Raw genomic sequence first — 20,366 nt, 5'->3', positions numbered from 1 at the left:
GGGGCTTGCAGTATGTTTACCGTTGTTGATTAAGCGGATTTCTTCGCTTTTTTCTCAGCTTTCACCGGAGCCGCGTCGGTTTTCGCAGCAGTTTCGCCTTCGACGAACTCGCGGCCGTAGTAGGTATCCAGCAGAATCTGTTTCAGTTCGGAGATCAGCGGGTAGCGCGGGTTAGCGCCGGTGCACTGGTCATCGAATGCATCTTCAGACAGCTTATCAACGTTAGCCAGGAAGTCAGCTTCCTGAACGCCAGCTTCGCGGATAGATTTCGGAATTCCCAGCTCAGCTTTGATGCTTTCCAGCCATGCCAGCAGTTTCTCGATCTTCGCTGCGGTGCGGTCGCCCGGTGCAGAGAGACCCAGGTGATCGGCGATTTCAGCGTAGCGACGACGAGCCTGCGGACGGTCGTACTGGCTGAACGCAGTCTGCTTGGTCGGGTTGTCATTCGCGTTGTAGCGAATAACGTTGCAGATCAGCAGGGCGTTGGCCAGACCGTGCGGAATATGGAACTGAGAGCCCAGTTTGTGCGCCATGGAGTGACACACGCCGAGGAAGGCGTTCGCAAACGCGATACCGGCGATAGTCGCAGCACTGTGTACGCGCTCACGGGCAACCGGGTTCTTGGAACCTTCGTGGTAGGAAGCCGGCAGGTACTCTTTCAGCAGTTTCAACGCCTGCAGAGCCTGGCCGTCAGAGAACTCAGAAGCCAGCACGGAAACGTAAGCTTCCAGGGCGTGAGTCACCGCATCCAGACCACCGAACGCACACAGCGATTTCGGCATATCCATCACCAGGTTGGCATCGACGATGGCCATATCTGGGGTCAGCGCGTAGTCTGCCAGCGGATATTTCTGACCGGTTGCGTCATCGGTCACTACGGCGAACGGCGTCACTTCAGAACCGGTACCGGAGGTGGTGGTGATGGCGACCATCTTGGCTTTGACGCCCATTTTCGGGAACTTGTAGATACGTTTACGGATATCCATAAAGCGCAGCGCCAGTTCTTCGAAGTGGGTTTCCGGATGTTCGTACATGACCCACATGATTTTCGCCGCATCCATCGGGGAACCGCCGCCCAGCGCGATGATGACGTCTGGTTTGAAGGAGTTCGCCAGATCGGCACCTTTACGTACGATGGTCAGGGTCGGGTCAGCTTCAACTTCGAAGAAGACTTCGGTTTCAACGCCCGCTGCTTTCAGTACGGAAGTGATCTGATCGGCATAGCCGTTGTTGAACAGGAAGCGGTCAGTCACGATCAGCGCGCGTTTGTGACCATCAGTAATCACTTCATCCAGTGCGATTGGCAGGGAGCCACGACGGAAGTAGATAGATTTCGGAAGTTTGTGCCACAACATGTTTTCAGCTCGCTTAGCAACGGTTTTCTTGTTGATCAGGTGTTTCGGACCAACGTTTTCAGAGATGGAGTTACCACCCCAGGAACCACAACCCAGAGTCAGGGAAGGCGCGAGTTTGAAGTTGTACAGGTCACCGATACCACCCTGAGAAGCCGGGGTGTTGATCAGGATACGTGCGGTTTTCATCATCTGGCCGAAGTAAGCCACGCGAGCCGGCTGGTTGTCCTGGTCGGTGTACAGGCAAGAGGTGTGACCGATACCGCCCATGGCAACCAGTTTTTCTGCTTTGGTGACCGCGTCTTCGAAATCTTTCGCACGATACATCGCCAGCGTCGGAGACAGTTTTTCGTGAGCAAACGGTTCACTTTCGTCAACGTTGGTCACTTCGCCAATCAGGATCTTAGTCGTAGCCGGAACGGTGAAGCCTGCGAGTTCCGCGATTTTTGCCGCTGGCTGACCAACGATAGCAGCGTTCAGCGCGCCATTTTTCAGGATGATGTCCTGAACCGCTTTCAGCTCTTTACCCTGCAGCAGATAGCCGCCGTGGCTGGCGAAACGTTCGCGAACCGCGTCATACACTGAATCAACGACGACAACAGACTGCTCAGAAGCACAGATAACGCCGTTATCGAAGGTTTTAGACATCAGAACGGAAGCAACAGCACGTTTGATATCAGCCGTTTCATCAATGACCACCGGGGTGTTACCGGCACCAACGCCGATAGCTGGTTTACCGGAGCTGTACGCCGCTTTCACCATACCTGGACCACCGGTCGCAAGGATCAGGTTGATGTCCGGGTGATGCATCAGCGCGTTAGACAGTTCTACGGACGGCTGATCGATCCAGCCGATCAGGTCTTTCGGCGCGCCAGCCGCGATGGCAGCCTGCAGTACGATATCAGCCGCTTTGTTGGTGGCTTCTTTTGCACGCGGGTGCGGAGAGAAAATGATGGCGTTACGTGTCTTCAGGCTGATGAGCGATTTGAAGATGGCTGTTGAAGTCGGGTTAGTGGTCGGTACGATACCGCAGATGATGCCGATCGGTTCAGCGATAGTGATGGTACCAAAGGTGTCGTCTTCTGACAGGACGCCACAGGTTTTTTCATCTTTATATGCGTTGTAAATGTATTCGGAAGCGAAGTGGTTTTTGATCACTTTGTCTTCAACGATGCCCATGCCGGATTCGGCAACGGCCATTTTAGCGAGAGGGATTCGAGCATCTGCAGCGGCCAGAGCGGCAGCGCGGAAGATTTTATCGACTTGTTCTTGAGTGAAACTGGCATATTCACGCTGGGCTTTCTTGACACGCTCAACAAGCGCGTTCAGTTCAGCGATATTAGTAACAGCCATAATGCTCTCCTGATAATGTTAAACTTTTTTAGTAAATCAGTCGCTCGATTCGACATTATAGACAGGCTGTTAACAGCTTGCATGTAAATGTTTATGTAGAAAAATCAGGACACTGTTTTACCGATTTACTAAAAAAGCTCTATTACTTTAACTTTCAGGTCATGCTGCCTTCCACTCTGTTGGTGTCATCAAGATTACTCACTTCTGAGTACAAAATACGTGATTTAGATCAAGTATTGGCGTGGCTGATACCTTTCAGCTGGCTGCTTTTTAACCGATTCGATCAAGTGTAATGGAAGGGTTTTGAAATTAAAAAAACGATTAGCATTAAAGCTACAAATAACTAACATTCGATACATATCACCGGGTTATGCATATTTATAATGAATATTGCATGCAAAAAGCGTATGTTTCGCGCAGTTATTTTATGCTGTTAATAGTCAACCGCCAATTTTGATGATGCTGCGGAGCCCATTGTGACTCAACCACTGTTCGATTTTGCTACCTATTTCAAGTTTTTCATTGGCTTATTTGCCCTGGTCAACCCGGTCGGCATCATTCCGGTGTTTATCAGTATGACCAGCTACCAACCGGCAGCGGTGCGCAACAAGACCAACCTGACCGCAAACCTGTCGGTGGCGATCATCCTCCTGACGTCGTTGTTTCTCGGCGATGGCATTCTGCAGATTTTTGGCATCTCGATTGATTCCTTCCGCATTGCCGGCGGCATCCTGGTGGTGACCATTGCGATGTCGATGATCAGCGGCAAGCTCGGCGAAGATAAGCAGAACAAGCAGGAGAAGTCGGAGACGGCGGTCCGGGAGAGCATCGGCGTCGTGCCTCTCGCGCTCCCTTTAATGGCCGGACCGGGGGCAATCAGTTCAACCATTGTCTGGGGCACCCGATATCATTCCTGGGTGCACCTGGTCGGGTTCTCACTGGCGATAGCGGTATTCGCTCTTTGCTGCTGGGGCATTTTCCGAATGGCGCCGTGGCTGGTTCGTCTGCTGGGACAGACGGGAATCAACGTCATCACCCGTATCATGGGGTTGCTGCTGATGGCCCTGGGGATCGAGTTTATCGTAACCGGTATTAAAGCGCTGTTCCCCGGACTGCTTAATTAGTGGAACACCATGCAAGCGTGGAGGCTTCACTTCGCGCTTGCGCGATTATTAGCAAAACCTATTAACCAGCGCGAGATCGGCTGTTGAGATAACGTTTTGCGATAATATCTTTAAATCCATATTTTTCATTAAGATATCTGTTTTTGTTCATTGTTTTCCCCTCACGCTCTTCCTGCCTGCGATGTTATTTTCTTCACATCATTCTCTGGCACTTGCTGTCGGATCATCGAAATGATATTAGTAATTTTAACAAGGCAGTAGATGAATGTGCTAAAAAGTAACCTGTTGTTAAATTTTTGTACAAAAAAGCACCTTTTAGCCGATGCTCGATTCTCAACGCGATTAAAAAATCATATCACTATGATTAACAATGATATTTTTTTGTCGGTAGTCCGCGAAGATCTTGAGCATCGCGGGCAATATCGGCGATAAAAGAGAATCCGGTAACATATTTGCAAATTGCATTGGCGGAGGTGTTTACCTTTTGGTAATTTCCGCCGTTATCGTCTGCTGAATTATATGCGTAAATGAGAATTATTATTAATAATCTCACTGCGCCGGAACTGCCCTCCAGCGAGGGGGCAAAGAATCGACGTTAAGGCTGCCGTTCGAGCGGTCGTAATAAATAAGTCGGTGATAGCAATCTGCCAATCGCAAACGCTCCTGCGTTGGACAGATCCCCGCAAACGGGAAAAAAACAGGCTGGTTAAAAAACCAGTAATTATAATGACTGGAGTTACAACACAATGACCATCATCACTAAAAAACGTTTGATCGCCGCGGGAGTGCTATCCGCACTGCTTGCCGGCAATATGGCTATGGCAGCGGATGTCCCGGCCGGTGTGCAGTTGTCGGATAAGCAAACGCTGGTGCGAAATAGCGGCGCTGAGCCGCAATCGCTGGACCCGAATAAAATTGAAGGGGTACCCGAGGCCAATATTAGCCGCGACCTCTTCGAAGGCTTGCTGAATACTTCGCCGAAAGATGGCCACCCGATCCCTGGCGTAGCAGAGAGCTGGGATAATAAAGATTTTAAAGTCTGGACCTTCCATCTGCGTAAAGATGCGAAATGGTCTAACGGCGAGCCGGTTACTGCTCAGGACTTCGTCTACAGCTGGCAGCGTCTGGTGGATCCGAAAACCGCTTCTCCTTATGCCAGCTATCCGCAATATGGTCATATCGTTAACGTCGACGACATCATTGATGGCAAGAAAGCGCCGAGCGAACTGGGCGTAAAAGCCATTGACGACCACACGCTGGAAGTTACCCTCAGCGAGCCAGTCCCTTATTTTTATAAGCTGCTGGTTAACCCGGCGATGTCTCCTGTCTACAAACCGGCTATTGAAAAATTTGGCGAGAAATGGACACAGCCTGGCAATATCGTCACCAACGGGGCGTATACTCTGAAAGACTGGGTGGTCAACGAACGTATCGTGATGGAGCGCAACCCGCACTACTGGGATAATGCTAAAACCGTCATTAACACCGTTACCTGGCTGCCGACCTCTTCCGAAGTGACCTATGTTAACCGCTATCGCAGCGGTGAACTGGACATGACCTATAACCAGCTGCCGATCGAACTCTTCCAGAAGCTGAAAAAAGAGATCCCCAACGAGCTGCACGTCGACCCGTATCTGTGTACCTATTATTACGAAATCAACAACCAGAAAGCGCCGTTTACCGACGTACGCGTCCGTACCGCGCTGAAGCTGGGTCTGGATCGCGACATTATTGCTAATAAAGTGAAAGGACAGGGCGATCTGCCGGCCTACGGCTACACGCCGCCGTACACCGATGGTGCGAAGCTGAGCGAGCCGGAATGGTTTACGTGGTCGCAGGAAAAACGCAACGAAGAAGCGAAAAAACTGCTGGCCGAAGCCGGCTATACCGCGGATAAACCGTTGACCTTTAACCTGCTGTATAACACCTCCGATTTGCACAAGAAGCTGGCGATTGCCGCCGCCTCGCTGTGGCGTAAAAACCTGGGCATTGACGTGAAGCTGGTTAACCAGGAGTGGAAAACGTTCCTCGATACCCGTCACCAGGGCACCTATGACGTGGCACGCGCAGGCTGGTGCGCCGACTATAACGAGCCAACTTCCTTCCTGAATACCATGCTCTCTGACAGCTCAATGAACACTGCGCACTATAAGAGCCCGGCGTTCGACAAGATTATGGCTGAATCCGTAAAAGCGTCTGATGAAGCGCAGCGTACGGCAGCCTATGCGAAAGCGGAACAGCAGCTGGACAAAGACAGCGCGATCGTACCGGTCTATTACTACGTCAACGCCCGCCTGGTGAAACCGTGGGTTGGGGGCTATACCGGTAAAGACCCGATGGATAACGTCTATACCAAAGATCTTTACGTTATCAAACATTAATGGCAATACGTGGGGCGGGCCTGTGCTCGCTCCATCGTGTCTTATTTGAGAGCAGTGCAAAGGCACACGCCAGAAGGTACGGGCAATGTTAAAATTTATCTTACGTCGCTGTCTGGAAGCGATTCCGACGCTATTTATTCTTATTACCATCTCATTCTTCATGATGCGTCTGGCACCGGGAAGCCCTTTTACCGGGGAGCGCACCCTGCCGCCGGAAGTCATGGCGAATATTGAAGCAAAATACCATTTAAACGACCCTATCATGACGCAGTACTTCAATTATCTGAAGCAACTGGCGCATGGCGATTTTGGTCCCTCCTTTAAATACAAAGATTATTCGGTCAACGATCTGGTGGCCGCCAGCTTCCCGGTTTCAGCGAAACTGGGCTTCGCCGCCTTTTTACTCGCGGTGGTGATCGGCGTAGCCGCCGGGGTGATAGCCGCTCTGAAGCAAAACACCCGATGGGACTACGCGGTGATGGGGGTAGCCATGACCGGCGTGGTTATTCCGAGCTTTGTGGTGGCGCCGCTGCTGGTGATGATTTTTGCCATTACCCTGCACTGGCTGCCGGGCGGCGGCTGGAACGGCGGAGCGCTGAAATTTATGATCCTGCCGATGGTGGCGCTTTCCCTGGCCTATATCGCCAGTATCGCCCGTATCACCCGCGGCTCGATGATAGAAGTGTTGCACTCTAACTTTATCCGCACCGCGCGGGCAAAAGGGCTGCCGATGCGCCGCATTATTTTGCGCCATGCGCTGAAGCCGGCGCTGCTGCCGGTGCTCTCCTATATGGGGCCAGCTTTCGTGGGCATCATCACCGGCTCAATGGTCATTGAAACCATTTACGGCCTGCCGGGGATCGGCCAGCTGTTCGTTAACGGGGCGCTTAACCGCGACTACTCGCTGGTGCTGAGCCTGACGATCCTCGTTGGCGCCCTGACTATCCTGTTCAACGCCATCGTTGACGTGCTGTACGCCGTTATCGATCCGAAGATTCGCTACTGAAGCCGGAGTTCGCCATGATGTTAAGTAAGAAAAATAGCGAGGCGCTGGAAAACTTCAGTGAGAAGCTGGAAGTGGAGGGGCGTAGCCTCTGGCAGGACGCGCGTCGCCGCTTTATGCACAACCGCGCTGCGGTGACCAGCCTGATCATGCTGGTGCTTATTGCGCTGTTTGTCACCTTTGCGCCGATGGTGTCGTCGTTCTCCTACTTCGATACCGACTGGGGCATGATGTCCAATGCCCCGGATATGGCTTCAGGCCACTACTTCGGAACCGACTCCTCCGGGCGCGACCTGCTGGTGCGCGTGGCGATTGGCGGGCGCATTTCGCTGATGGTCGGGGTGGCGGCGGCGCTGGTGGCGGTGATCCTCGGCACGCTGTACGGTTCGCTTTCCGGTTATCTCGGCGGCAAAGTGGATTCGGTGATGATGCGTCTGCTGGAGATCCTCAACTCCTTCCCGTTTATGTTCTTCGTCATCCTGCTGGTGACCTTTTTTGGTCAGAATATCCTGCTGATCTTTGTTGCCATCGGCATGGTTTCCTGGCTGGATATGGCGCGTATCGTGCGCGGACAGACCTTGAGCCTGAAGCGTAAAGAGTTTATCGAAGCCGCGCAGGTCGGTGGGGTCTCCACGGCCAGCATCGTGCTGCGCCATATCGTCCCCAACGTACTGGGGGTGGTGGTAGTGTACGCCTCGCTGCTGGTCCCCAGCATGATCCTCTTCGAATCCTTCCTCAGCTTCCTCGGGCTGGGAACCCAGGAGCCGCTCAGCAGTTGGGGAGCATTGCTCAGCGATGGCGCCAACTCAATGGAAGTCTCGCCCTGGCTGCTGCTGTTCCCGGCGGGTTTCCTGGTGGTGACCCTGTTCTGTTTCAACTTTATCGGCGATGGTCTGCGTGATGCCCTCGACCCGAAAGACCGCTAAGGAGCGCTGCCATGACCATGATTGAAACGGCAAAGGCGCCGCAAGCGCAGAGTCACAGCGGCTTGCTGCTGGACGTGAAAGATCTCCGCGTCACCTTTAAAACGCCGGATGGCGATGTCACCGCCGTCAATGACCTGAACTTCACCCTGCAGGCGGGCGAGACGCTCGGCATTGTGGGCGAATCTGGCTCCGGTAAATCGCAAACCGCCTTCGCTCTGATGGGGCTGCTGGCGGCTAACGGCCGCATCGGAGGATCCGCCACCTTTAACGGTCGGCAGATCCTCAATTTGCCCGAGCGTGAACTGAACAAACTGCGCGCCGAGCAAATCTCGATGATTTTCCAGGATCCGATGACCTCTCTTAACCCGTATATGCGGGTGGGCGAGCAGTTAATGGAAGTCCTGATGTTGCATAAAGGACTGAGCAAAGCCGAAGCGTTTGAAGAGTCGGTGAAGATGCTCGATGCGGTAAAAATGCCGGAAGCGCGCAAGCGCATGAAGATGTTTCCGCACGAGTTTTCCGGCGGGATGCGCCAGCGCGTGATGATTGCCATGGCGCTGCTGTGTCGGCCGCGGCTGCTGATTGCGGATGAACCCACCACCGCGCTGGACGTCACCGTGCAGGCGCAGATCATGACGCTGTTGAATGAGCTTAAACGCGAATTCAATACGGCTATCATCATGATCACCCACGACCTCGGGGTGGTGGCCGGGATCTGCGATAAAGTGCTGGTGATGTACGCCGGGCGCACCATGGAGTACGGTCAGGCGCGTGATGTCTTCTATCAACCGTCACATCCATACTCTATTGGCCTGTTGAATGCAGTTCCTCGTCTGGATGCCGAGGGCGATGCGTTGTTAACCATCCCTGGCAACCCGCCAAACCTGCTGCGATTGCCGAAAGGCTGTCCATTCCAGCCGCGCTGCCCGCACGCCATGGAGCAGTGTAGCAGCGCACCGCCGCTGGAGTCGTTCGCGCCAGGCCGCCTGCGCGCCTGCTTTAAACCGGTGGGGGATCTGCTATGAACGCCGTAACTGAACAACGAAAAGTCCTGCTTGAAATTGCCGACCTGAAGGTGCACTTCGATATCAAAGATGGCAAGCAGTGGTTCTGGCAGCCGTCGAAAACGCTGAAAGCAGTGGATGGCGTGACGTTGCGCCTCTATGAGGGGGAAACCCTCGGTGTGGTAGGGGAGTCAGGCTGCGGCAAATCGACCTTCGCCCGCGCCATTATTGGCCTGGTGAAAGCGACCGATGGCAAAGTGGCCTGGCTTGGGAAAGATCTGCTGGGTATGAAGCAGGAAGAGTGGCGCGATGTGCGCAGCGATATCCAGATGATCTTCCAGGATCCGCTGGCCTCGCTGAATCCGCGCATGACCATCGGGGAGATTATCGCTGAACCGCTGCGCACCTATCATCCGAAGATGTCGCGTCAGGAAGTTCGTGATCGCGTCAAAGCGATGATGATGAAGGTCGGGTTGCTGCCTAATCTGATTAACCGCTATCCGCATGAGTTCTCCGGCGGTCAGTGCCAGCGTATCGGCATCGCGCGGGCGTTGATCCTTGAGCCGAAGCTGATTATCTGCGATGAGCCAGTATCTGCGCTTGACGTGTCGATTCAGGCTCAGGTGGTCAATCTGCTGCAGCAGCTGCAGCGTGAGATGGGGCTGTCGCTGATATTTATCGCCCACGATCTGGCGGTGGTTAAACATATCTCCGACCGCGTCCTGGTGATGTATCTGGGCCATGCGGTGGAGCTGGGCACCTACGACGAGGTGTATCATAATCCGCTGCATCCCTATACCAAAGCGCTGATGTCGGCGGTACCGATCCCCGATCCTGATCTCGAGAAAGCGAAAACTATTCAGTTGCTGGAGGGCGAATTACCCTCGCCAATTAACCCTCCGTCGGGCTGCGTGTTCCGCACCCGCTGCCCGCTCGCCGGGCCAGAGTGTGCGAAAACCCGCCCCGTACTGGAGGGCAGTTTCCGCCATGCGGTTTCCTGCCTTAAGGTAGACCCGTTATAATCTCAGGGGCTGACGCAGGTCAGCCCTTTCTTTTGCGAGGTTAACGAAGTGGGTATGCTTTCTGCCGCTCGTCTGCGGCTTTATCATTTACTTTTCGATCAGAACCGACGTTCCGGCCGCCGCTTCGAAGGGCTGTGCGGACTTTTCGCCTTGCTCAGCGTGCTGGTGATTTTTATCGAGTCGGGGCTGGGCACGCAATATCATCTGACATTAGATGAATGGCATGTTTTCGTCTGGCTGGAGCTGCTGGTGACCGCGGTTTTTACCGTGGAGTACCTGCTGCGTATCGCCACCTGGCCCAATCCGCTCCACTATATTTTTAGCTTTTGGGGACTGATTGACCTGGCGACGATTTTGCCGCTGTATGTGATGTGGCTGTGGCCGGAGATTAGTCTGAATTATGTCTTTGCCTGGCGAGCAATGCGAGCGATCCGCGCGCTGCGTATTCTCAAACTGTTGCGCTTTATGCCTTCGCTCAACGTGTTCTGGCGAGCAATCGTCAGTGCGCGTCACCAGCTGATTCTGTTCTATTCGTTTATCGCCATTGTGATGGTAATTTTCGGTTCGCTAATGTATTTGATCGAGGGGCCGGAGTACGGCTTTACAACGCTCAACGCCTCGGTCTATTGGGCCATCGTGACCATCACCACCGTTGGCTATGGCGATATCACCCCGCATACCCCACTGGGCCGCATTCTGGCGTCGATCCTCATCCTGATCGGCTACTCCATTATTGCGATACCGACCGGGCTTATCACTACCCATATGACCAGCGCCCTGAACCGTCGGCGTCAGCGTCGCCTGTGTCCGCAGTGCCAGCAGGGCGACCATGACGATAACGCCCGTTTTTGTCACGCCTGCGGCCATGCGTTGCCGAAATAAGCTGCCAGCATAAAAAAAGCCTGCCGGGTGAACCGCGGCAGGCTTTTCACTGGATAGTGAGCGTTATTCACGCCACAAAATATGACACAGCTTATGATCTTTTTCACGGCACAGCAGAACACGGGCGAAAATGTCATTAATTTCCCCGCCATCGGTATCCGCCAGGCCAATCACCACTTCGGCGAAGAAATCCGGATTCAGATCGTAATCCACATGCTCTTCCCAGTCTGCGGACGGGTCGAACAGTTCGGCGCCCCCGCGCTCTTCAAACTGCAGGTTAAACAGAATGATGTCCGCCGGGTCGAGGTTGTCGGCCGCCAGCTCGAGGAAGATATCGTAAGCCTGCTCAAGCGTTTCGTCTTCGGTCAGGCGGTTGTTTAAATCCATATCCATGATTGCTACTCATTCGGTATCTGATGGGCACGTTTTACAGCAACGGGCTGAAGAAGTAAAACAGTCGCTCGACGATCCGCTGCCAGAGCGGTCGTTTTAGCCAACGACGGACGTCAAGCAGGCGCGAACGCGAGATATAGTCATCCTGGACCGCCGCCAGATCGCTGCCAAAACCGGCGTCATCAATGACCAGCGTAATCTCAAAATTGAGCCACAGGCTGCGCATATCCAGATTCACCGTCCCCACCAGGCTCAGTTCGCCATCCACCAGCACGCTCTTGGTATGCAACAATCCGCCTTCAAACTGATAAATTTTGACCCCGGCCGCCAGCAGCTCGGTGAAAAAGGCCCGGCTGGCCCAGCCCACCAGCAGTGAATCGTTCTTGCGCGGTAAAATAATACTCACGTCAACGCCGCGCTGGGCGGCGGTACAGATTGCGTGCAGCAGGTCGTCGCTGGGCACGAAGTAAGGTGTCGTCATGATCAGATGCTCTTTCGCCGCGTAGGCGGCGGTGAGGAGCGCCTGATGGATCAGATCTTCCGGAAAGCCCGGGCCGGAGGCGATCGTGTGGATGGTATGCCCGCTGGCCTCTTCGAACGGCATGATATTGACGTCCGGTGGCGGCGGCAGAATGCGCTTTCCGGTTTCGATTTCCCAGTCGCAGGAGTAGACGATGCCCATCGAGGTCGCCACCGGGCCTTCCATCCGCGCCATCAGGTCAATCCACTGGCCGACCCCCGAGTCCTGCTTAAAGTAGCGCGGATCGACCATATTCATGCTGCCGGTATAGGCAATATAGTTATCGATCATCACCATCTTGCGATGTTGACGCAAATCCATCCGGCGCAGGAACACACGCATCAGGTTAACTTTGAGGGCCTCGACGACTTCAATACCGGCGTTACGCATCATCGCCGCCCATGGGCTGCGGAAAAAGGCCACGCTGCCCGCAGAATCGAGCATTAGCCGACAGTGAACCCCACGACGCGCGGCGGCCATCAGCGATTCGGCGACGCTGTCGGCCATACCGCCTGGCTGCCAGATATAAAAGACCATCTCGATATTGTGGCGGGCCAGTTGAATATCGCGGATCAGAGCCTGCATCACGTCGTCAGATTCCGTCAGCAGCTGCAGCTGGTTGCCTTTTACGCCACCAATGCCCTGACGCCGTTCACACAGCTTGAACAGGGATTCTGCCACCGGGCTGTTATCTTCCGCGAAGATATGTTTGCAGGCTTTGAGGTCGTTTAACCATTTGGCCGTCGAGGGCCACATCGCCCTGGCGCGTTCCGCCCGGCGTTTGCCGAGATGCAGTTCGCCAAAGGAGAGATAGGCGATAATCCCCACCAGCGGCAGGATATAAATGATCAGTAACCATGCCATGGCGGACGGGACAGCGCGGCGTTTCATTAGAATTCGTAATGTTACACCGGCGATCAACAGCCAGTACCCCAGAATGACCAGCCAGTTCACCACCGTGTAAAAGGTTGTCATAGATGTAAAATCCTTTTGAATGACGTTATGTGATGAGTTTACGCATCAGTATTTTTCTGGCAAATAAAAACGCAGCGAAAGCGGTAGTCAGTTGCTGGCAGAGGTTTATAATGGAGGCTGTTTTCACTCGTAGAGTCGTTGCAATGAAGCGTAGTAGAACGGAAGTAGGGCGCTGGCGCATGCTGAGACAGGTGAATCGCCGTAAAGCGCGCTGGCTGGAAGCCCAATCGCGCCGCAATATGCGGATCCTTGCTATCAGGAAGGGACTGGTGAAACGGCAGCGTCATGCTCTGCTGTTTATTTTCCCCGACTGTTAAGTGAGCAGATTAACGGCACCGTGAGCGGTGCCGTTGTCGTTTTATTAGCCCTGCGCTGAATTATCGTTATCATTGCCATCTTGACATCATTATTTTGCTCGACTGCGGTGCAACGACAGTTTGCGCCTGGCTTGCTTTCACGTCTCATTAAAATAGGCATGTCACGTTATTCCGGGCGGTTTGTTTCAGGCAGAACCTATTCCTGCCGCCACAGGAATTAATTGCCATGCAGTATTTATTGTTACCCAGACAGGAGCGGCGCTGTCGAATGCATGCCCACATTGGCCAGCAGATGCAGCCTGAAGTAAGTTGAGAAGAATGATGAAACAGGCGCAGTCAGATCATGGCGCATGAGGCTAAGCGTGCCGCTCCTGGTCTTAAATAATCTGCGCCTGTTTGTTTGCCTTTCAGAACGGTTGTCTGGATAACGCGCCTGAATAAAATGCACGCTATTACGCGTGCATTACTTTATTTTGCATAGGCTTCAGTGGATAAAGTGATGGTCACGTTATCACTTACCGCGGGCACATACTTATCAAGCTTGAAGTCTGAACGTTTGATTACCCCTGTTGCATCAAATCCAATCGCCTCTTTTTTCACCATTGGATGCATGTCCTGCTTATTGAGGGTTGCATGCAGAACTACCGGTTTGGTGATGCCTTTAATGGTCAGGTTACCTTCGACATCATATTTATTGTCGCCCTTGCTTTCCACTTTGGTACTCCGGAAAGTAGCCTCGGGAAACGTTTTGACATCAAAGTATTCTTTGCCTAAAAATTCATCGGTTAACGCTTTAACATGCGTGTCAATGGTTTTTACCGGCAGAGTAACGCTAACAGAAGATTTTTCAGGGTTCTCTTTGTCAAAAGATAATTTCCCTGAAACATCAGAGATATAGGCGGTAGGGTTAGAGAAACCGAAATGATTCCAGGCAATCACCACCGACGTGTGCTGCGGATCCAGGTTATATTCCGTCGCCGCAGCTTGTGATACAGGGATATATAAGGCAAGCAGAGAAAGAAATACTGTTTTTTTCAGAACGTTCACAAAAAAGTCCTCAAAATGAGCAAGTACACAAAGGGTAGCTTAAAAAGAGGGAAGTCTTATTGAAAACATTTGTTATTCCCTTTCAAAATTTTTAATCAAGCACGAATAACCCTACAGTAACGCAGCGTGAACTTTACGCAAGGCAATTAATAGAAGTTAAAAAATGATCATCGGCAATTTTAACCTGACGGTGAGATTTTTATTGGGCCATGTCAGGATATTGTGTGTGGTTATATCATTGCGGGGCTATTTTCCCTGGGGAGAGAAATCACCGCGAGCCTGAATGCAGGAAGGTTGTTTAAGACCGGTTCAGTACCTTGCGAAAACCGGACATTAATCCCCGTTTATTCCATGGCTTAATATCGGCAGGGAGAAATTACCCGCATCAACATGCTTATCCAGTCAATGTAAAAAAGAGCAATAACCATAAATTAGGCATTTATCCAATCTAATGTCGATGTTAAACGAATAAATGTCGATATATTATTCTGTGTTATTTATTTTTTTGTAGTCATTTCTTTTTAATTCTTCCTGGCGTTTTTTTAGCTTTATCACAATAGTGTCGCGCAAAAAACAATCAATAAATAAATAAAATACAAGATCTTACATAACGTACTTACACAATTTATTAACAATTAAATATAATTCCCGACATCGATGTTTTATCGCCATTTTCTATCCCGGCATTATGCTTCATTTATGCCGTTTGGCTTACTGCGGGGAAAACATCGATAGTTAAATAAGAAATAGTTTTATTTCATGGTGTTATCAGGAGAGTTATTATGTCAAATACGAATCCCCGCTCATCCGGCTGGTTAGGCCTGTGGTGCCTGCTGGTCGGTGTGATACTGCTTGCGACAGGCCTGTTCTTTGTCATCGGCGGTTATAAACTGGTTTCCCTGGGGGGAAGCTGGTATTTCCTTATTGCCGGGGTTATTACCCTGCTCGCCGCGATTCAGTTTTTCCGCCGCAGGTCGTCCGCGGTGTGGCTGTTTGCTCTGGTATTCGTGGGTACCCTGATTTGGGCACTGTTTGATGCCGGCTTCGACTTCTGGCCGCTCGTTTCCCGTTTGATGGTACCCGCCGGGTTGATGCTGCTGGCGGCGGCCACCTGGCCTGCGCTACGTAAGCATGAAGGAAAGCCTTACAGCACCAAAGGGGCATGGGGGGTCTGCGTTGTTCTGGTTATCGCCATGGGCGTCACCTTTGTTCAGATGTTTCAGCCCCATCCCACAGTGGCGTTCAGCGGCGAGAAATTACCGCTGGTGCCGGTAAAAGAAGACGCTAAACAGCAAAACTGGGACCACTACGGCAATACTGCCGGCGGTAGCCGCTTTGTGGCGTTGGACCAGATCACGCGTGACAATGTAAAAAACCTGAAACCCGTCTGGACCTTCCATACTGGCGACACCCCGTTAAGCCCGGATGGCAATGGCGCAGAAGATCAGCAAACACCGCTGCAGGTAGGCGATCGTGTTTTCCTCTGTACCCCGCATAACAATGTGATCGCCGTCGATGCCGATAGTGGAAAAGAGATCTGGAGAGCGGAAATTAATGCGAAATCCGCCATCTGGATGCGCTGCCGAGGCCTGGCGTATTTTGATGCGACGAAGCCACTGACGCAGCCCACTGTGGCAGGCTCCTCCCCGGTTCTGCCGGCACAGGTCGCGCCAGGTGCAGCATGCCAGCGTCGCATCCTGATGAATACGATTGATGACAGATTGATCGCCTTAGACGCAGATAACGGCCAATTCTGCCCGGACTTCGGGACGAACGGCAGCGTGAATCTGCGGGAAGGGATGGGCGCTGCGGCAGATCCAAGCTATGTGTTGACTTCAGCCCCGACGCTGGCTGGCACCACGGTGGTGGTTGGAGGCCGCGTGGCGGATAACGTCAGTACTGACATGCCTGGCGGCGTGGTGCGCGGTTATGACGTGATTACCGGCCAGCAGCGCTGGGCATTTGATCCGCGTAATCCGGATCCCAATCATGTTCTGCAACCGGGGGAACATTACAAACGCAGTTCCGCTAACTCCTGGGCGCCCATGTCATGGGATGCGTCGATGAATACCCTCTTTATTCCGATGGGGAGCTCCTCTGTTGACCTGTGGGGCGCGGACCGTATTCAGGGCGATCACAAATACGCCACTTCAATCCTGGCGCTGGATGCGACCACCGGGAAAGAGAAGTGGGTATACAAGACCGTGCGTAACGATCTGTGGGACTTCGATGTCCCGATGCAGCCAAGCCTGGTCGATTTCCCGACCAAAGAGGGCAACAAACCCGCCGTGGTGGTGGGGACCAAAGCGGGTCAAATCTATGTACTTGATCGCCTGACGGGTCAACCGCTTACCGAAGTGAAAGAGGTCCCGGTGAAACCGGCTGATATCCCAAATGAACAATATCCGGCGACGCAGCCGCGCTCTGTTGGGATGCCGCAGATTGGGGCGGAAACCCTGAAAGAATCTGATATGTGGGGGGCAACGCCGTTTGATCAGCTGGTCTGTCGTATCAGCTTCAAATCGATGCGTTATGACGGGCTGTACACCATGCCGGGGACCGATGTTTCCCTCAGCTTCCCGGGCTCTTTGGGAGGAATGAACTGGGGCAGCCTGTCTACCGATCCGAACAACCACTATATCTTCGTCAATGATATGCGTCTGGGTCTGTGGGTGCAGCTGATTAAGCAGGACCCACAAAGCGCGGTGGCTAACACCGGTGGTGAAGCGGTGAACGCCGGGATGGGGGCGGTCCCGATGAAAGGAACACCGTACTCGGTCAACAAAAACCGTTTCATGTCGCCGCTGGGGATCCCATGTCAGAAACCGCCGTTTGGTACGCTGTCCGCGATTGACCTGAAAACACAGAAAATCGTCTGGCAGGTGCCGGTCGGTACCGTCCAGGATACCGGTCCGTTTGGCATAAAAATGCGTGCTCAGATGCCGATCGGTATGCCGACGCTGGGTGGAACCCTGGCAACTCAGGGCGGCCTGGTGTTCATTGCCGGAACCCAGGACTATTACCTGCGCGCCTTCGATTCATCTACGGGTGAAGAAGTCTGGAAAGCCCGTCTTCCGGTAGGAAGCCAGGGGGGACCCATCAGCTATGTTTCGCCGAAGACCGGCAAACAATACATTTTGATTTCCGCCGGTGGAGCCCGCCAGTCGCCGGATCGCGGTGACTACGTGATTGCCTATGCGCTCGATAAGTAACAGATAATTGGATCAGCGATAACGATCAGAGGCCCCCGCCGGACAGCGGGGGCTTTTGATATTAATGCAGGGATGGTGAGGCGTTAGGCGACGATGTTGAGGCAGGAGAGGGGATCTGACCCTGTACAGGACATGTCAGTGAGAGAACAGCCAAACTTTTCGCGTGATGGAAAAGGGCGACATTTTAATGTTGTGTACCAAAATGCGCCCTTTAATCTGATGGCCTGGTGTCTTTTTTATGGCTAACCAGAAAAATAGCAGGGAATATTTATCAAAACACTTTCTTATAAGGCTTAACAGAGACCTGGCGGTAGACGCCAGCCGCAATATACGGATCATCATTGGCCCAGGACTGCGCCGCTTCCAGCGACTCAAACTCGGCAATCACCGTTGAGCCGCTGAACCCTGCTGCGCCCGGTTCGTTGCTGTCAACGGCCGGCATTGGCCCGGCGGTAAGCAGCCGGCCTTCATCGTGTAAGAGTTGCAGACGCGCGAGATGCGCAGGGCGAACCGAGAGCCGCTTTTCCAGAGAATCGGCGATATCTTCAGCGTAGATAACGTAAAGCACGGCAAAGCTCCTTATCAATAATCAGGCGAATTACGTTAAGTTAAACCGCCCTGGACTGCAATGCAAAGATGCATACCGGTGTCGAATGCGCTGCCGACGCGGCTTTTTTCTGCAAATGGTGGCAAAAATTGACTCAGGTTAAGACGCCTTATTGAATATGATTGCTATTTGCATTTAAAATCGGAGCATCATTTTTCAACAGAAACGACTATGAGCGCAATGACCCTTGATTTACCTCGCCGCTTCCCGTGGCCAACGCTGCTGTCCGTGGCTATCCACGGTGCCGTTGTGGCGGGGCTGCTTTATACCTCGGTACATCAGGTTATTGAACAGCCTTCTCCGACGCAGCCGATTGAGATTACGATGGTCGCGCCGGCCGATCTTGAACCGCCCCCGGCGGCACAGCCAGTCGTGGAGCCCGTTGTCGAACCTGATCCTGAGCCGGAACCCGAGGTGGTGCCTGAACCGCCGAAAGAGGCGCCGGTGGTGATCCATAAACCGGAACCGAAGCCGAAGCCTAAACCCAAACCGAAACCCAAGCCGGAGAAAAAGGTTGAGCAGCCGAAGCGGGACGTGAAGCCGGCAGCAGAGCCGCGTCCGGCCTCGCCGTTTGAAAACAACAACACGACGCCAGCGCGCACCGCGCCAAGCACCTCGACCGCGGCCGCCAAACCCACCGTTACTGCCCCGAGCGGCCCGCGGGCGATCAGCCGTGTCCAGCCGACCTATCCGGCCCGCGCCCAGGCGCTGCGCATCGAAGGGACGGTACGGGTGAAGTTTGACGTGACGCCAGATGGCCGAATCGACAACCTACAGATCCTCTCTGCCCAGCCGGCCAATATGTTTGAGCGCGAAGTGAAAAGCGCGATGCGCAGATGGCGTTACGAGCAGGCAAGACCGGGAACCGGCGTGACGATGACTATCAAATTCCGTCTGAGTGGGGTCGAGATCAACTGATAATGCGTTGCGGCGGACCAGGGGTCCGCCGTGAGTCTTGTCTAACGCGTTTTTTCCGTCAATACATCGTCCAGCGCCTGCTGGACCGTCACCAGGTGCTGGCCACCAAACAAAATCGCCCGGTTCAGCAGGGTGTACAGCTGATAGATGGGCTGGCGATCGAGAAAACCTGCTGGCAGCGGTGAAACGGACTGGTAGCCGTCATAGATCTGCGGCGGTTGTTCCGGGTGCATCGGCAGCATGGCTAAATCGCACTCGCGATCGCCCCAGTAGCAGGCCGGATCGAAGATATAGGGGCCATCTGGTCCTAAGGCGCAGTTACCGGACCACAGGTCACCATGGAGCAGTGAAGGTTGCGGCTGATGGTTGGCCAGCCGCTGCTGAACCACATCGACTAAGGTATCGATATCGCCAAAGTGCAGCCCTTTCTCCGCCGCCAGCTCCAGTTGCCAGCCGATACGCTGCTCGGCAAAGAACACCGACCAGCGACGCTGCCAGGCGTTGGGCTGCGGCGTGGTGGAAAGATCGTTGTCGAAATCCAGACCAAACTGCGGCTGATCGCTCCACTGGTGCAGATGCGCTAACTGCTGGCCGAGCAGGAAGGCATTATGCGCATCCAGCGGACGGGGAGGGAGGTATTCCATGACCACAAAACTGTAGTCACGGTCGCTGCCGACCGCATAGACCTGCGGCACGCGAACGGTTTTGCTTCGCGACAGCAGTTCCAGCTGATCGGCCTCGGCGGTGAAGATGGGCAGAAGCTCACGTTCGTCGCATTTCACGAAGTAATCTTTCCCGCCGAAGCGTAAATGCCAGGCCGAATGGATTTCCCCACCGGGCAGCTCGGTTTTCAGTTCGATTTCAGCGTTTTCGGAATGCCAATCGCGTAAAAGTGTACTGATTGCTTGCCACATGCTGTCTCTCCCCATGTTTTCCACCATATCATAAGGTTAGCGCACTGCTACCGGGTAAACCTGGAACTGACGCACAACTGACGCTTTCCGTTGCGTTAAACGCACTTATTGAGCTTTTAACCACTCGGCGAATGTGCTGACCGTAATCTCTGCCGGGCGGCCCAGAGCCGATTCCGCCAGCCCTGCGCTGAGGGCCTTAACTTCATCAGCATCCTGGGCGCTGAGCAGGCCAAAGGTGTTGGTCCCCAGCTCATGGGGATTGCCGTCTTCATCATTGAGCGTCAGTACGAACCCGGCGCGGGTAAAGTGGTTGCTGACCTCGTTGATCTCCGTCAGCGCCTGTTCGTGAAAGGTGACGCTGACGACCCAGGCGGTTATCTCATTGCTCATCTCTACACCCCATTGTTATCCATAGC

18 protein-coding genes are annotated in these 20,366 nt (G+C 53.5%); 11 read left to right on the top strand and 7 right to left on the bottom strand.

All coding sequences use genetic code 11. From position 1 onward, the window contains the following. Nucleotides 1-29 precede the first annotated feature (29 nt). The gene (gene adhE / locus HMPREF3142_RS07105; RefSeq protein ID WP_008804411.1) at nucleotides 30-2,705 is read right to left on the bottom strand and encodes a bifunctional acetaldehyde-CoA/alcohol dehydrogenase; all 2,676 of its coding nucleotides are present in this window, start codon (nucleotides 2,703-2,705) and stop codon (nucleotides 30-32) included. A gap of 77 nt (nucleotides 2,706-2,782) precedes the next feature. Here adhE and HMPREF3142_RS27535 point away from each other — a divergent pair, with 77 nt between their 5' ends. The 8 genes from HMPREF3142_RS27535 (at nucleotide 2,783) to HMPREF3142_RS07070 (ending at nucleotide 11,047) form a co-directional block, all read left to right on the top strand. Then, complete coding sequence (locus HMPREF3142_RS27535) at nucleotides 2,783-2,998, top strand: hypothetical protein (RefSeq protein ID WP_012541357.1); 216 nt, start codon at nucleotides 2,783-2,785, stop codon at nucleotides 2,996-2,998. Nucleotides 2,999-3,181: 183 nt separating this feature from the next. Then, a complete protein-coding gene (locus tag HMPREF3142_RS07100) occupies nucleotides 3,182-3,829 on the top strand; it encodes a YchE family NAAT transporter (RefSeq protein WP_008804412.1) in 648 nt (215 codons plus the stop codon). A gap of 746 nt (nucleotides 3,830-4,575) precedes the next feature. Then, nucleotides 4,576-6,210: an oligopeptide ABC transporter substrate-binding protein OppA gene (gene oppA, locus HMPREF3142_RS07095; protein ID WP_008804413.1), complete on the top strand. Its 1,635-nt coding sequence runs from the start codon at nucleotides 4,576-4,578 to the stop codon at nucleotides 6,208-6,210. A gap of 85 nt (nucleotides 6,211-6,295) precedes the next feature. Further along, complete coding sequence (oppB, locus tag HMPREF3142_RS07090; protein WP_002910089.1) at nucleotides 6,296-7,216, top strand: oligopeptide ABC transporter permease OppB; 921 nt, start codon at nucleotides 6,296-6,298, stop codon at nucleotides 7,214-7,216. A gap of 14 nt (nucleotides 7,217-7,230) precedes the next feature. After that, nucleotides 7,231-8,139, top strand: a complete 909-nt coding sequence (oppC, locus tag HMPREF3142_RS07085; RefSeq protein WP_004145396.1) for an oligopeptide ABC transporter permease OppC — start codon at nucleotides 7,231-7,233, stop codon at nucleotides 8,137-8,139. An 11-nt stretch (nucleotides 8,140-8,150) separates the two neighbouring features. Then, a complete protein-coding gene (locus HMPREF3142_RS07080) occupies nucleotides 8,151-9,164 on the top strand; it encodes an ABC transporter ATP-binding protein (protein ID WP_004151853.1) in 1,014 nt (337 codons plus the stop codon). Then, nucleotides 9,161-10,165 (top strand): murein tripeptide/oligopeptide ABC transporter ATP-binding protein OppF, encoded by a 1,005-nt coding sequence (gene oppF / locus HMPREF3142_RS07075; protein ID WP_008804414.1) that lies wholly within the window; start codon nucleotides 9,161-9,163, stop codon nucleotides 10,163-10,165. The genes HMPREF3142_RS07080 and oppF overlap by 4 nt, the downstream gene beginning before the upstream one ends. A 54-nt stretch (nucleotides 10,166-10,219) precedes the next feature. Then, nucleotides 10,220-11,047, top strand: coding sequence for an ion transporter (locus HMPREF3142_RS07070; RefSeq protein WP_032730668.1), 828 nt, complete (start codon nucleotides 10,220-10,222; stop codon nucleotides 11,045-11,047). 63 nt (nucleotides 11,048-11,110) lie between these two features. Here HMPREF3142_RS07070 and HMPREF3142_RS07065 read toward each other — a convergent pair whose 3' ends face one another. Together HMPREF3142_RS07065 and cls are read right to left on the bottom strand one after the other, a co-directional pair. Beyond that, a complete protein-coding gene (locus HMPREF3142_RS07065; protein ID WP_002910079.1) occupies nucleotides 11,111-11,440 on the bottom strand; it encodes an HI1450 family dsDNA-mimic protein in 330 nt (109 codons plus the stop codon). A 34-nt stretch (nucleotides 11,441-11,474) separates the two neighbouring features. Then, nucleotides 11,475-12,935 carry a cardiolipin synthase gene (cls, locus tag HMPREF3142_RS07060; protein WP_070611906.1) on the bottom strand — a complete coding sequence of 487 codons (1,461 nt, stop codon included), beginning with the start codon at nucleotides 12,933-12,935 and terminating at the stop codon, nucleotides 11,475-11,477. Between the two features lie 143 nt (nucleotides 12,936-13,078). Here cls and HMPREF3142_RS28970 point away from each other — a divergent pair, with 143 nt between their 5' ends. Further along, nucleotides 13,079-13,252, top strand: coding sequence for a YciY family protein (locus HMPREF3142_RS28970; RefSeq protein WP_023290120.1), 174 nt, complete (start codon nucleotides 13,079-13,081; stop codon nucleotides 13,250-13,252). Between the two features lie 468 nt (nucleotides 13,253-13,720). Here HMPREF3142_RS28970 and HMPREF3142_RS07050 read toward each other — a convergent pair whose 3' ends face one another. After that, nucleotides 13,721-14,299 (bottom strand): YceI family protein, encoded by a 579-nt coding sequence (locus tag HMPREF3142_RS07050; protein WP_016161315.1) that lies wholly within the window; start codon nucleotides 14,297-14,299, stop codon nucleotides 13,721-13,723. A gap of 782 nt (nucleotides 14,300-15,081) precedes the next feature. Here HMPREF3142_RS07050 and HMPREF3142_RS07045 point away from each other — a divergent pair. After that, entirely contained in the window at nucleotides 15,082-17,511 is a 2,430-nt protein-coding gene (locus tag HMPREF3142_RS07045; RefSeq protein ID WP_048964213.1) for a glucose/quinate/shikimate family membrane-bound PQQ-dependent dehydrogenase, read from the top strand. Between the two features lie 271 nt (nucleotides 17,512-17,782). Here the strand turns inward: HMPREF3142_RS07045 and HMPREF3142_RS07040 are convergent, their stop codons facing one another. Then, complete coding sequence (locus HMPREF3142_RS07040) at nucleotides 17,783-18,079, bottom strand: YciI family protein (protein ID WP_008804420.1); 297 nt, start codon at nucleotides 18,077-18,079, stop codon at nucleotides 17,783-17,785. 210 nt (nucleotides 18,080-18,289) lie between these two features. Between HMPREF3142_RS07040 and tonB the strand changes: the two genes are divergently transcribed. Then, a complete protein-coding gene (gene tonB / locus HMPREF3142_RS07035; RefSeq protein ID WP_022065331.1) occupies nucleotides 18,290-19,036 on the top strand; it encodes a TonB system transport protein TonB in 747 nt (248 codons plus the stop codon). A gap of 41 nt (nucleotides 19,037-19,077) precedes the next feature. Here the strand turns inward: tonB and HMPREF3142_RS07030 are convergent, their stop codons facing one another. Then, nucleotides 19,078-19,950, bottom strand: coding sequence for a fructosamine kinase family protein (locus HMPREF3142_RS07030; RefSeq protein ID WP_012541366.1), 873 nt, complete (start codon nucleotides 19,948-19,950; stop codon nucleotides 19,078-19,080). Between the two features lie 105 nt (nucleotides 19,951-20,055). Beyond that, a complete protein-coding gene (gene ghoS, locus HMPREF3142_RS07025) occupies nucleotides 20,056-20,340 on the bottom strand; it encodes a type V toxin-antitoxin system endoribonuclease antitoxin GhoS (RefSeq protein ID WP_008804429.1) in 285 nt (94 codons plus the stop codon). Between the last annotated feature and the right edge of the window lie 26 nt (nucleotides 20,341-20,366).

This window comes from Klebsiella sp. HMSC16C06 (genome assembly GCF_001808325.1).
Classification (GTDB): domain Bacteria; phylum Pseudomonadota; class Gammaproteobacteria; order Enterobacterales; family Enterobacteriaceae; genus Klebsiella; species Klebsiella variicola.
Note: the sequence above shows the minus strand (reverse complement) of the source record. Positions and strands in the feature narration are given on the sequence as shown.

Coding starts and splice junctions, on each gene's coding strand:
- adhE (WP_008804411.1), bottom strand. CDS start 2,705: ATGGCTGTTACTAATATCGCTGAACTGAACGCGCTTGTTGAGCGTGTC.
- oppA (WP_008804413.1), top strand. CDS start 4,576: ATGACCATCATCACTAAAAAACGTTTGATCGCCGCGGGAGTGCTATCC.
- oppB (WP_002910089.1), top strand. CDS start 6,296: ATGTTAAAATTTATCTTACGTCGCTGTCTGGAAGCGATTCCGACGCTA.
- oppC (WP_004145396.1), top strand. CDS start 7,231: ATGATGTTAAGTAAGAAAAATAGCGAGGCGCTGGAAAACTTCAGTGAG.
- HMPREF3142_RS07080 (WP_004151853.1), top strand. CDS start 8,151: ATGACCATGATTGAAACGGCAAAGGCGCCGCAAGCGCAGAGTCACAGC.
- oppF (WP_008804414.1), top strand. CDS start 9,161: ATGAACGCCGTAACTGAACAACGAAAAGTCCTGCTTGAAATTGCCGAC.
- HMPREF3142_RS07070 (WP_032730668.1), top strand. CDS start 10,220: ATGCTTTCTGCCGCTCGTCTGCGGCTTTATCATTTACTTTTCGATCAG.
- HMPREF3142_RS07065 (WP_002910079.1), bottom strand. CDS start 11,440: ATGGATATGGATTTAAACAACCGCCTGACCGAAGACGAAACGCTTGAG.
- cls (WP_070611906.1), bottom strand. CDS start 12,935: ATGACAACCTTTTACACGGTGGTGAACTGGCTGGTCATTCTGGGGTAC.
- HMPREF3142_RS28970 (WP_023290120.1), top strand. CDS start 13,079: ATGAAGCGTAGTAGAACGGAAGTAGGGCGCTGGCGCATGCTGAGACAG.
- HMPREF3142_RS07045 (WP_048964213.1), top strand. CDS start 15,082: ATGTCAAATACGAATCCCCGCTCATCCGGCTGGTTAGGCCTGTGGTGC.
- tonB (WP_022065331.1), top strand. CDS start 18,290: ATGAGCGCAATGACCCTTGATTTACCTCGCCGCTTCCCGTGGCCAACG.
- HMPREF3142_RS07030 (WP_012541366.1), bottom strand. CDS start 19,950: ATGTGGCAAGCAATCAGTACACTTTTACGCGATTGGCATTCCGAAAAC.
- ghoS (WP_008804429.1), bottom strand. CDS start 20,340: ATGAGCAATGAGATAACCGCCTGGGTCGTCAGCGTCACCTTTCACGAA.